The sequence below is a fragment of the Priestia megaterium genome (genome assembly GCF_046599315.1).
GTDB lineage: Bacteria > Bacillota > Bacilli > Bacillales > Bacillaceae_H > Priestia > Priestia megaterium_F.
Map to the genome: position 1 here is coordinate 74,817 of NZ_JBKIKC010000009.1, position 12,178 is coordinate 86,994.

The following is a 12,178-nucleotide window of genomic DNA, read 5'->3' on the forward strand; positions in this document are numbered from 1 at the left end:
GAATGTTCAAATTGTCCTAGACATATATATAAACGAACATCTAGGAGGTGTCATATATGAGCTATTTTATTCACGTAACTCCTAAGACTAAACTTTTTGTTAGGGATATTGGAAAAGGAGAACCCGTTCTTTTCCTTCATGGGTGGCCTGTTAACGCTAAAATGTATGAATACCAATTTACAACGTTGCCGGCCTGCGGTATTCGATGTATCGCTCCTGATCTTCGCGGATTTGGAAAATCAGATGCGCCTTTCACTGGCTATTCTTACAATCAATTAGCAGATGATATTCGCATGTTAGTAGAAAGACTGGGGCTTAAAAATTATACGCTAGTAGGCTTTTCTATGGGGGGAGCCATTGCCATTCGATATATGAGCAGACATTTAGGATATGGCGTAAAAAAGTTAATTTTATTGGGGGCAGCGGCTCCAAGTTTTATTCAAAAAGCGGATTTTCCATATGGACTTCCTGCTGAGGAAGTAAATACAATTATCCATAATGCGTATAGAGACCGTCCTAACATGCTTGAAGACTTTGGGAAAAAGTTTTTTAATCAGCCTATCAGCTCAGCTTTTAGAGGATGGTTTCAAGATTTAGGGTTAGAAGCATCTGGCCATGGGACAATTAAAACTGCGGTGTCCTTACGAGATGAAGACTTACGGGAAGATTTGAGTCAAATTTTCGCGGAGACATATATACTACACGGAAAAAAAGATCAAATTTGTCCATTTGATCTTGCAAAAGTAATGAATCGCCATATTTCATTTTCTTCACTTATTCCATTTGAAAATAGTGGCCACGGCCTTTTTTATGATGAACGTGAGAAAGTAAATGACACTCTTATTAAACTTATTGCTAAAAGCTCAGTCTATTAAGTAAGGATACCCATTTAAAACCAAATTGTCACCCAAATAGAAAAAGCAAAAAGCCGGTACCTAACGTAATGAAGCGAAGAAGCTTAGACGTGATAAATTTTCTTATAATATGATCTTCAAAAAAGTAAAGAAGCTATGATAAAAGACAGATAGCCACGTTTGACTTTGAAGGCTTTCGCTTAAGCTTATCCCAAATACGTCAAACTAAAACACAATATTTAAAGGGTTCATAAGAGCAATGAAGAAACTTGTAAAAAACGACTTGCCTCTTTTAGCAGAAGATTTATTTACACCTACTGGAAAGGAGCGAGAGACAGCTTGTTTCATGCTTTGAATGCCAACAAATGCGAGCATAACAAAACCAGTTGCATACAAGGCAACAGTAACAGTCTGCATCTGAACAAAAGGCGTTAATCCTATTAAAATGAGGCGCATAAATAAGATATCAGCCGTCATGCCTCCTAAACCAACTAGCCAAGAAGCCCAAAATCCTTTTGTCAGACCTCTTTTAATCTTCTCTATATTAATGGAACCTACCGGTGCTGCGAGACTAATAACGAGAATTATTTGTTTTATAGCAATCAAAAACCACTCCACAAGCACAGCCTCCTTTCTAACTTGTTCAATAGTAACTTATATATCGATTAGAATTTTATCATTTAGAAGCAACATTTAGTCAAAAATGCTCATAAACTTTCTTTTCTTTAATACACATGTAACGTTGAGTTCCGTAAGGAGGGTTTTAATGGCATCAAAAATGCTTTTTCGAGCCGATGAGGTTTTAGAGTCAACGCATGTCCCATTTTGGGTAAAAGATGCTTTTCAATATTTCAAAAGCAATATATTATCAGAAGAAAATCTATTTCCTTGTATATTAGGGGTAGAAGGATTTAAAAGAGATTTACTGCGCTTTTCATTTATGACGACTCCTTATAACTATCAAGATATTAGGCATACAGCAGCGGCCCTTAGAGAATACATAGATACGTTTAAGACCATAGGTCGATATACATCCTTTGTGTTATTCTTTAAGCCTGAACATAAAGAACGTTCAATGGAAGAGTATGAAACGATGTTTTGGGATACGCTGACGTTTCTTCATCAAATTGACCAAAAGGAATGGCCACAAGATATTCCAAAAGACCCAAAAGATGCATTGTGGGAATTTTGCTTTCACGGAGAACCTATTTTTGTCGTCTGTAGTACACCTGCTCATTCTTTACGTAAAAGCCGTAAAAGCAGAGGGTTTATGATTACCTTTCAGCCTCGGTGGGTGTTTGAAGGTATGACAGGGAGCTCAAAAGTGGGGCAGCATATACAAAGGGCTGTCCGCGTTCGGTTAGAAACATATGATGACGTCTCAGCTCACCCTGAGTTAAGATGGTATGGGCAGCAAGAAAACCGAGAGTGGAAGCAATATTTTTTACATGATGATAATAACCATACTACCGTACAGTGTCCGTTTAAATTAAAAAGGAGTGAGCAACATGGACGTAAAAAAAGCCTCTATTAAAAAGGAGTTGGCGGAAAGTTTGAAGAAGTAATTAAGGAGCTGCTTCCGACGTATACAGGATACGTTGAAGTCCAGCACGATATTGCTTTTCAAACACACCCGACTCATACGCATCCAACTGATGAAATTCTTCATATACTTGAAGGGTCTATTTACTTTACAATTGAACGTGCTACGGTTCTATGTCAGGCAGGAGATCGGATACATTTATCGAAACAAACCGTTCATTCTTCAAAAGCCGGCCCTGATGGATGCACATATGTTATTTCTATTTTAAAATAAAGATGAAAGAAGATGATGCTTATGCTACGTGCCCGGCCAGTGTTGCTACTTATCGATGTACAAGAAGGCTTTTATTCACCTGAGTGGGGGAAAAGAAACAATCTAGATGCAGAAAAACATATGTTGACGCTACTGCAAGCGTGGAGGCGCCAAGACTATCCTGTCATTCACGTTCAGCATGCATCAGAAAATCCAGATTCTCCTTTACACCCAAGTTCGAAGGGGTTTCAGTTCAAAGAAGGATTTGGTCCACAAGAAGATGAATACTTAATTCGCAAACATGTGAACAGCTGTTTCATTGGCACAGAGCTAGATAGCTATTTAAAAGCAAATGGCTATGATACGCTCATTTTAATAGGACTAACAACTAATCACTGCGTCTCTACGACTGCCCGCATGGCTGGGAATCTAGGATATAGGACGTATGTTGTGAACGATGCAACGGCTTGCTTTGACTGTATTTCCTACGATGGAAAAACAAAGCTTCTTGCAGAAGATGTACATACATTCGCGTTGTCTTCTTTGCACGGAGAATTTGCAACAGTCGTTTCTACAAAAGAGACTCTCCAAGTCCTTCAAACTTTTCAATATGCTCAAAACAATGGCTGATGTGCATGCGCACATCGGTTTTTTATGTAGATTATGTTTCTTAAAAGAAGTAAAATAAAGATAATTCTATACTATAAGGAGCTTGTACATATGATTATTCGTTATGCTAAAGAAGAAGATTTACCTATGCTTGTTGAAATTTATAATCAGTCCGTTCAAACGAGTACTGCTACTTTTGACTTAACGCCTGTAACAGTAGAACAAAGAAGAGGCTGGTTTAATAACCATACTAGCAATGAACTGTTTCCACTTATTGTTGCGGAAATAGATGGGGTAGTAGCAGGCTATGCTTCGCTTTCATCGTATCGAGATAAAGAAGCGTACATTCAAACAGTAGAGCTATCGATTTATATTGATAAAAATCAACAAGGGCATGGCATTGGAAAACAGCTTATGAAACGCATTTTGGAATTGGCCAAAGAACTCAACCATCATGTTGTCATTTCAGGGATTACAAAAGGAAATGATATCAGCATCAAAATGCATGAGCAATTTAATTTTACGTTTTGCGGAGAATTTAAAGAAGTAGGCTGGAAATTTGATCAGTGGCAAGATGTTCTTTTTTATCAGCTGATTTTATAAGATGTATGATACCTTTACACATTGCAACGTTTTAGTTTCATGTGTAAAGGTTATTAAAATAATAAGTCACTTTATTATTTTAATAAGAAAGGTGCTAGTTATCATGAATACACATTTTCAATATCAACAACTAAAAGCTGTTCCGAAAAGATGGTCTAAAAAAGAACTTCACATTCAACTGAATAGAATCAAACACAATTCTGAACTATCTATACTATAACAGCTGATCCACTTTTTCACCTGTTAGAACGTACCCATTCAGGCCTTCACACCAAACAAGAAATTATACACTACATCCAAACCATTCCTAATCATCAACTTCTATCTTTTGTAACCCATTTAAGAAGGTTAATTCATCGTATTTACTATATAGAAGCTGCTGATTACCATAATCGCCTCCTCAAAGGTTATATGCTAGTTATGAAAAACCAACCCGCCTATATATCTCTTCATTTTACTGATTAACTCACATAAAAAAAGCTCTCTATTCTTTTGAATAGAGAGCTTTTTTTATTCGTATTTTTTCACTGTTACTTGACATTCTTTTAACGGGATAAGTTTCGACTTTTTCGTCCATTTATATCCTAACCAAACAATTAAGAATAAAGGAAGTCCAATATAAGAAACAAGCACACCGTACCAGTCAATCGAGTCGCCCATAAACGCCGAATAGTTTTGGCCTAAAATAACAATGGCACATAAAATAAAGGCGAAGATAGGACCAAACGGGAAAAGTTTCGCATGGTATGGAAGTTCACTCAAATCATGACCTTGAGCAACAAATGCTCTTCTAAAACGATAGTGGCTGATTGCAATTCCTAACCAAGCAATAAAACCAGACATACCAGAAGCGTTTAGTAACCATGTGTATACTGCTCCGTCACCAAAGAATGAAGCAGCAAATGCAAGTGTACCGACAAGTGCCGTTACGATTAAAGCATTAACCGGAACGCCTCGTTTATTAACTTTCGCTAAGAACCTTGGTGCTTTTCCATCCTTGGCTAAGTTCCACAGCATACGCGTAGAAGCATACATACCTGAGTTACCAGCAGATAAAACAGCTGTTAAAATAACGGCATTAATAGCTGATGCTGCAAACGCCAGACCCGCTCGTTCGAATATTAGAGTAAACGGACTTACTCGTACATCATCACTTGCTAATGAATCAGCTGTGTAGGGAATAAGCATTCCAATAACAAAAATAGCTAAAATATAAAATAACAAGATGCGCCAGAAGACTTGTTTAACTGCGCGAGGAACCGTTTTTTCGGGATCTTCACTTTCTCCAGCTGCGACTCCAAGCAATTCTGTTCCTTGGAATGAAAAACCAGCGGCCATGAAAATACCTAGTACAGTAAAGAATCCACCGTGAATCGGTCCATCACCAAGCGTGAAGTTTTTAAAACCTGGTGCTTCATTGTTAAAGATACCAAAAATCATCATAATACCAATAACTAAAAAGATGATAACCGTTACTACTTTAATTAAAGAAAACCAAAATTCTGATTCGCCAAATCCTTTTACAGAAAGGTAATTAAGCCCAAACATAATTAATAAAAAGAGGGCACTCCATAAAATAGAAGAAGAGTTCGGGAACCAAAATTTCATAATAAGGGCTCCAGCGGACAATTCAGCTGCAATCGTAATAGCCCAGTTATACCAGTAGTTCCAGCCGAGAGCGAAACCAAAGGATGGATCTACAAAACGAGACGCATACGTACTAAATGAACCAGCTTCAGGCATATAAGCTGCGAGCTCTGCAAGGCTAGTCATCAAAAAGTAAACCATTACGCCAATAATAGCGTAGGCTAAAAGTGCTCCCCCAGGTCCTGCTGTATGAATTGCTCCACCACTTGCTAAGAATAAGCCGGTTCCAATGGCTCCTCCTAATGAAATCATCGTTAAGTGGCGAGATTTCAACCCACGTTTTAATTCTTGCTGTTCTTGCATAGATAAATACTCCTTTCGAATGGACGGAAAGAGACGGGATAACATAAAAAAAGCCCGCAGTATATGTGCGCGCTTTTTAACCTGAAAACCGCGTCAACCTTCCGTGAAGATAGCTCTTCACATCACTCGCATGATGTGACAGTTCTGTTCCTGTTCGGAGACAGCCCCAGCTTAAATCAACCGAGAAGTGATCTAAACTTCGGCAATTTTTCCTTTCAAGCAACATCCTCAATGTTCTCTGCATTTCCGTTACTTTACTATTAAAAACTGCGACCTCTACCTCATCGATTAGGATGAGGGTTTTTTATATTCAATTGACATAAAAGAAGTATATCAAATACTAAAACGGTTGTCATTATAAAAAATAGATTCAGAAAATAGAAACATCTTTGAAATCTCTCGAATCTATTTTGTAACGTATGGTATAATAAATGTTGTCTTAATAATACATAAATATCCGAACGTACCACAGGGGGAGCCGCCGTGCTGAGAGTGAACAAATTGTTCAGACCCTTAGAACCTGTTAGTTAACGCTAGCGTAGGAATGTGGGAATAGTAGCATATATTTGCTTACTCCTGTGTAAACCGTTTGATATGAATGATTCAAAAACAGGAGTGAGAAACGTGAATAAAGCATTACCTTTACAAGCTAAAATTGAAATAGCTATTTTTGCAGCATTAGCACTTCTTCTTGATCTTTTGCCTTCAATTAAGATTGCAACAGCTGTTAGTATTTCGTTCTCCATGGTTCCTATTTTTATTATGTGCTTTCGCTGGGGAGTAAAAGGCGGGGCTCTATCTGGTCTATTATGGGGACTTTTGCAGTTGGCAACAGGAACGGCTTACATTTTAACAGCGCTGCAAACATTTATTGAATATATTGTTGCTTTTGCTTTTATAGGTTTTGGAGGTGTTTTTTCACAATCTATTAAAACAAATTTAGCTAACAATAACAGATCAAAAGCTTTTGTTTTAATTGTTTTATCCCTTATTATCGGTAGCTTCGCGCGTTACTTCTGGCACTTTATTGCTGGTATTATTTTCTGGGGATCATATGCGCCAAAGGGAATGTCCGCTCTATGGTATTCTTTTTCAATGAACGGTATTTCAATGGTAGGATCATTAATAGCCTGCCTAATCATTCTTTCACTGTTAATTCCCTCCGCATCAAGAATGATTGTAACTAAATCGCACTCCTAACAAAAAAGACTAAATCTTGGTAGATTTAGTCTTTTTTTGTCATTTGTCATCTTTGTTTACACAAAAGTGTGTCAGATTTGATCACATAGTTAGTGAAATATTCAAAAAATTGTTTTATGATAGTCACCATATTCAAACGAGATAAGGAATTGATAGCATGCTACAGAAATGGATAACGAGCATAGGTTTAGATATTGGAACAAGCACAACAAAACTGATTGTAAGCAAACTGTTAATAGCAAATCAACAAAATCAGTTTATGCTGCCAGGCTGTCAAATTATTGATCGTCACGTAACGTATGCAAGTTCTATCTATACCACACCTATGCTAAACGATGTTGAAATTGATGTTCAACGATTAACGGTACTACTAGAAAAAGAGTATAAGAAAGCAGGAATCTCCTTGGAACAAGTAGAGGCGGGTGCTGTCATCATCACAGGAGAAACTGCTCGGAAGCAAAATGCAGAAAGTATTGTTCACTATCTAGCCGAACATGCTGGAGACTTTGTTGTCGCAACAGCTGGTGCTGACTTAGAAGGGATATTAGCAGCAAAAGGGTCGGGAGCAATCGAACGTTCTGCTGAAACGAATCAAGTAATTGCCAATATTGATGTAGGAGGAGGCACTGCTAACATCGCTTTATGTCAGAACGGAAAAGTGATAGAAACGTTTACACTGCATGTGGGTGGAAGGTTAATTCGTCTGAATTCAGAAGGTTTTGTAACCTACGTTTCGCCTTATTTAACTGAATTTTTAAAAAATAATCACTTAAGGCTACGAGAAGGCGAAAAAACTACATTTGAACAGCTTTCATCTATCTGTCAATTACTCGCTGAAGAAACCCTGATTTATGTAAGAGCGCTTAAAGAAACCTCTTCGCTGCTCATTACCCCTCATACAAGATCTTCTATCCAACCAGAAACAATCATGATTTCAGGAGGAGTAGGGGCAATGATGAAGAAACAAAAGCCAAAAACAGTGACGGAAGTTTCCATACACGGAGACATCGGTCCGCTGCTAGCGCATCACTTTCAATCCATACACGTATCTCAAGCTGCTGAAACAACGCGCGCTACTGTCATTGGTGCGGGCATGCAAAATACAGAAGTTAGCGGATCAACCGTATACATTAGATCTAAACGGCTACCGCTGAAAAATATTCCGATTATAGAGGTACCCGTACAGCAAGAGGAAGAATGGAATCCACAGCTGTTTCAAAAAAGAGCTCGAACGGCATGTATGCATGCTTCAACTATTTTTAGCGCAGAAGATCCTCCCGCAGCTATTGCTTTGTCTCATTTTCCTTACTGCAGCTATAAGATGCTTCAAGAATTAGCCAAAACAATAAGCGCTGAATTTATTACTTGTTTTAAAGGAGCTAAGTGCCTCGTTGTTCTATGTGAGCAAGATATTGCAAAAGCTTTAGGACAAGCACTAGCTAAACAGAAGAAAGAATTAGAAATTATTTGTTTAGATCAAATTGATTTTACACACGGAGATTATATCGACCTCGGGTTACCAGTAGCGGGAGAAGCGATCTCTGTTTCTGTTAAAACACTCGCTTTTTCATCGTAATCAACTACATATACAAGGAGGAAACGATGTTTAAAACTACACGATTATTAGGGGAAACATTTTCGTTTTATAGCTTAAAAGAAATCATGGCCAAAGCAAACGAAGAACGTTCTGGAGATCAGCTAGCAGGAATTAGTGCTGAGTCCATGAAGGAACGAATGGCAGCCAAACAAGTCTTAGCGAATATTACGCTCGCTGATATTCGAAATTACCCGCTGCTCAGCGCAGATGAAGACAACATCTCGGCCTTAATCGAAAGTCAGATTGATTCATCGGTTTACGATATTATTAAAAATTGGACAGTAGGGGATTTGAGAGAATACATTTTATCTGATCAGCATAGCGGAGAAGATCTTCTTGCACTTAGCAAAGGATTAAGCAGCGAAATGATTGCAGCGGCTACTAAAATTATGTCCAATTTAGACTTAATTCAAGGATCTGCCAAAATAGAAGTGCAAACGACTTGTCAAACGACTATCGGCCAAAAAGGAGTATTGGCTTCAAGAGCCCAGCCTAATCACCCTTCAGATAACTTAAAAGGAATGAGAGCATCCTTATACGAAGCGTTAAGCTATGGAATTGGGGATGCGGTTATCGGAATTAACCCTGTTATTGACACAACGGATAATATCTACGCGCTTTTAAATGAAACAAAAGATATGATCAATGAATGGTCAATCCCTACTCAAAACTGTGTATTATCACATGTAACGAGTCAAATGAGAGCAATCGAAAAAGGGGCATCCGCTGACTTAATTTTTCAAAGCTTAGCAGGCACAGAAGCCGGTAATGACTCATTTGGAATTTCACTATCTATGCTCAATGAAGCTACAGCGTTAATTCATGAAAAAGGTACCGCAAAAGGTCCAAACCGCTGGTATTTTGAAACCGGACAAGGTTCTGAACTGTCAGCAGAAGCTCACTATAATATTGATCAAGTGACGCTCGAAGCTAGATGCTACGGGTTAGCTCGTCACTACAAGCCTTTCTTAGTTAACACGGTTGTCGGATTTATCGGACCTGAATATTTATACAATAGCAAACAAGTCCTACGAGCTGGGTTAGAAGATCATTTTATGGGCAAAATGCACGGTCTGCCTATGGGAGTAGATGTATGTTACACCAACCACATGGATGCTGATCAAAATGACATGGATAATTTAAGTATGCTTTTAGGAACAGCTGGAGTGAACTTTGTAATAGGAGTGCCTATGGCTGATGACTGCATGCTAAACTACCAGTCTCTTAGTTATCATGATATCGCAACGGTACGTCAAGTGCTTGGCCGCACTCCAACTCCTTTATTTCAAAAGTGGCTTGATGATCAGCGCATTACGGAAAACGGATGTTTTACATCAAGAGCTGGAGATCCAACTATTTTTATGAATTTGATTTAAGGAAGGTGCTTACTATGATACCAAAGTCAAATCACGACCCGCTTGAAACACTCAAACAATTTACCCCTGCCCGCATTGGTGTTGGTCGTACGGGAACGAGGCCGCTAACAAAAGATGTGTTATCTTTTCGTACAGATCATGCTGCAGCCGTAGACTCTGTATACGGAGCAGTGTCACAAGATATTTTATCTGAGTTTAACCTTTTCTCTGTGAATACATGCGTTGAGTCAAAAGAACATTATTTAAAACGGCCGGATCAAGGAAGATTATTAGCAGGTAGCGCTAAGAAAGAAATTTTTAAAAACTGCGTACAGCAGCCTGATGTACAAGTAGTGGTATCAGATGGACTGAGCGCCAAGGCAATCGAAGAAAACCTAAGCGACGTATATCCTGCTTTAATTGACTCTCTGCAGTCATATGGACTTCGTATTGGAACTTCATTTTTTATAAAGGGAGGGCGAGTTGCATGTATGGATGAAATTGGCGAGATCCTAAAGCCAAAAGCACTTGTGTTATTGATTGGAGAGCGACCTGGACTGGTCAGTGCCGAATCAATGAGTGCTTACATGTGCTATGAACCTAATAAAGGCAAAAAAGAGTCTGATCGTATGGTCATTTCTAATATTCATAGAAGAGGTACACCTCCTATTGAGGCAGCCGCACATATCGGTACCATGATGGACAAAATGATCAAGCAGCAAACAAGCGGTGTACATCTTATTGTCTAAACATCAAAAGGAGGAGAAGATATGGCGTTACAAAAACAATTAAAACCTATTCATTTATGGGCTATTTCAGTCGGCATGGTTATTTCAGGACAATACTTTGGGTGGAATTACGGGTTTGAACAAGGCGGGATTATTGGGCTGGCAATCGCAACCTTGATTGTGACCGTGTTTTATACGACGTTTATGTTCAGTTATGCAGAGCTTTCAACATCTATCCCGCAAGCCGGCGGACCTTCAGCTTATGCAAGAAGAGCACTTGGACCTTTTGGCGGATATATCGCAGGAATCGCATGTCTGCTTGAATTTATTTTTGCTCCTCCTGCTATTGCGGTATCAACAGGAGCATACCTACACTTTCTTATTCCAGCCGTTAACCCTGTATATGCAACGGTAGGCGCCTTTATTTTCTTTATTTTATTAAATTTAATCGGGGTGAAAGAAGTAGCAGTGATTGAGCTTACAGCTACCATTGTTGCACTAATTGGTTTATCTATTTTTTATGTAGCTGGTTTGCCTCATGTACAAACATCGAATATTTTTAATGATCATTCATTCATTAGTGGTCCAACAGGAGTATTGGCAGCTATTCCATTCGCTGTTTGGTTTTATCTAGCAATAGAAGGCGGGGCAATGGCAGCGGAAGAAGTAGAAAACCCTAAGGAAAATATCCCTAAAGGGTTTATTGGAGCCATTATTACTCTCGCAACCGCAACGTTATTTACGCTATTTGTAACAGCAGGACTTGGCGGGGGAAGCGGAAAGCTAGCCGATTATCCACTTCCGCAAGCACTGTCTTCTGTATATGGAAACGGCATTTCAACGGTTGTTGCCATTATTGGATTATTCGGATTGATTGCTAGTTTAAATGGAATCATCATGGGTTTTTCAAGACAAACCTACGCACTTGCACGAGACGGTTACTTTCCTAAATTTCTTGCTAAAACGAATAAAAAAGGAGTTCCTGTCGGCGGTTTGTTGATTCCGGGAGCAATCGGTGTGATTTGTGCAGGATCTGCAACGTTTGCGAATGCACTTATTATCTTATCCGTATTCGGAGCAATGATGATGTACTGTATCAGTTTAGTTTCTCTCTTTATTTTACGCAAGAAAGAACCTAACCTGTCTCGTCCTTTTAAAGTGAATTACCCGGCAGTGCCAAGCATTGCCTTAGCATTAGGGATTCTATGCTTATACAGCATCATAAAATACAGTGTTCTTACAACAAATTTAATGCTGTTTGGTGTTTCTCTACCTTTAATTTATGTGATTCTTGCAATTTTCCTTCTTTCAATTATTTACTATGTCTTTTATGGTTCTAGACAGCTTAAAAAAGAGGCAGCTAATTCATATCAGGAAGCATCTATTAAATAAGAAAAAAAAACGGCGCGCTGTAAAGGCAAGCCGTTTTTCTTGTGAAATTAAAGGGTTGAGCGTTTTTTTGTAGAATGATATACTAGGTCTGTTTG

12 protein-coding genes and 2 riboswitches are annotated in these 12,178 nt (G+C 38.7%); of the genes, 10 read left to right on the forward strand and 2 right to left on the reverse strand.

Annotated features, from left to right (window positions below; translation table 11 throughout):
- Window positions 1-56 precede the first annotated feature (56 nt).
- The gene (locus tag ACLHDF_RS22025; protein WP_413920746.1) at window positions 57-875 is read left to right on the forward strand and encodes an alpha/beta fold hydrolase; all 819 of its coding nucleotides are present in this window, start codon (window positions 57-59) and stop codon (window positions 873-875) included.
- Between the two features lie 204 nt (window positions 876-1,079).
- On the opposite strand, the gene ACLHDF_RS22030 is transcribed toward ACLHDF_RS22025, so the two are convergent.
- On the reverse strand, window positions 1,080-1,472 hold the full coding sequence (locus ACLHDF_RS22030) for a LysE family transporter (RefSeq protein WP_413920747.1): 393 nt from the start codon (window positions 1,470-1,472) through the stop codon (window positions 1,080-1,082).
- 148 nt (window positions 1,473-1,620) lie between these two features.
- Here ACLHDF_RS22030 and ACLHDF_RS22035 point away from each other — a divergent pair, with 148 nt between their 5' ends.
- The 4 genes from ACLHDF_RS22035 to ACLHDF_RS22050 all read left to right on the forward strand — a co-directional run bounded on the left by ACLHDF_RS22035 (window position 1,621) and on the right by ACLHDF_RS22050 (window position 3,861).
- A complete protein-coding gene (locus ACLHDF_RS22035) occupies window positions 1,621-2,388 on the forward strand; it encodes a YqcI/YcgG family protein (RefSeq protein ID WP_413920748.1) in 768 nt (255 codons plus the stop codon).
- A gap of 150 nt (window positions 2,389-2,538) precedes the next feature.
- On the forward strand, window positions 2,539-2,670 hold the full coding sequence (locus ACLHDF_RS22040) for a hypothetical protein (protein WP_413920861.1): 132 nt from the start codon (window positions 2,539-2,541) through the stop codon (window positions 2,668-2,670).
- 21 nt (window positions 2,671-2,691) lie between these two features.
- The gene (locus ACLHDF_RS22045) at window positions 2,692-3,279 is read left to right on the forward strand and encodes a cysteine hydrolase family protein (RefSeq protein WP_413920862.1); all 588 of its coding nucleotides are present in this window, start codon (window positions 2,692-2,694) and stop codon (window positions 3,277-3,279) included.
- Window positions 3,280-3,369: 90 nt separating this feature from the next.
- Window positions 3,370-3,861 carry an N-acetyltransferase family protein gene (locus tag ACLHDF_RS22050; protein WP_413920749.1) on the forward strand — a complete coding sequence of 164 codons (492 nt, stop codon included), beginning with the start codon at window positions 3,370-3,372 and terminating at the stop codon, window positions 3,859-3,861.
- Window positions 3,862-4,371: 510 nt separating this feature from the next.
- On the opposite strand, the gene ACLHDF_RS22055 is transcribed toward ACLHDF_RS22050, so the two are convergent.
- Window positions 4,372-5,811, reverse strand: coding sequence for an amino acid permease (locus ACLHDF_RS22055; RefSeq protein ID WP_413920750.1), 1,440 nt, complete (start codon window positions 5,809-5,811; stop codon window positions 4,372-4,374).
- A gap of 102 nt (window positions 5,812-5,913) precedes the next feature.
- A riboswitch (Lysine riboswitch) is annotated at window positions 5,914-6,098 on the reverse strand.
- 174 nt (window positions 6,099-6,272) lie between these two features.
- Window positions 6,273-6,373: riboswitch (TPP riboswitch) on the forward strand.
- A gap of 32 nt (window positions 6,374-6,405) precedes the next feature.
- Here ACLHDF_RS22055 and thiT point away from each other — a divergent pair.
- The 5 genes from thiT (at window position 6,406) to eat (ending at window position 12,083) form a co-directional block, all read left to right on the forward strand.
- Window positions 6,406-7,011, forward strand: a complete 606-nt coding sequence (thiT, locus tag ACLHDF_RS22060) for an energy-coupled thiamine transporter ThiT (protein WP_049817120.1) — start codon at window positions 6,406-6,408, stop codon at window positions 7,009-7,011.
- Window positions 7,012-7,168: 157 nt separating this feature from the next.
- Window positions 7,169-8,587 carry an ethanolamine ammonia-lyase reactivating factor EutA gene (locus ACLHDF_RS22065; RefSeq protein WP_413920751.1) on the forward strand — a complete coding sequence of 473 codons (1,419 nt, stop codon included), beginning with the start codon at window positions 7,169-7,171 and terminating at the stop codon, window positions 8,585-8,587.
- 26 nt (window positions 8,588-8,613) lie between these two features.
- On the forward strand, window positions 8,614-9,984 hold the full coding sequence (gene eutB, locus ACLHDF_RS22070) for an ethanolamine ammonia-lyase subunit EutB (protein WP_413920752.1): 1,371 nt from the start codon (window positions 8,614-8,616) through the stop codon (window positions 9,982-9,984).
- A 14-nt stretch (window positions 9,985-9,998) separates the two neighbouring features.
- Window positions 9,999-10,712, forward strand: coding sequence for an ethanolamine ammonia-lyase subunit EutC (gene eutC, locus ACLHDF_RS22075; protein WP_413920753.1), 714 nt, complete (start codon window positions 9,999-10,001; stop codon window positions 10,710-10,712).
- A 21-nt stretch (window positions 10,713-10,733) separates the two neighbouring features.
- Window positions 10,734-12,083: an ethanolamine permease gene (gene eat / locus ACLHDF_RS22080; protein WP_413920754.1), complete on the forward strand. Its 1,350-nt coding sequence runs from the start codon at window positions 10,734-10,736 to the stop codon at window positions 12,081-12,083.
- Window positions 12,084-12,178 lie beyond the last annotated feature (95 nt).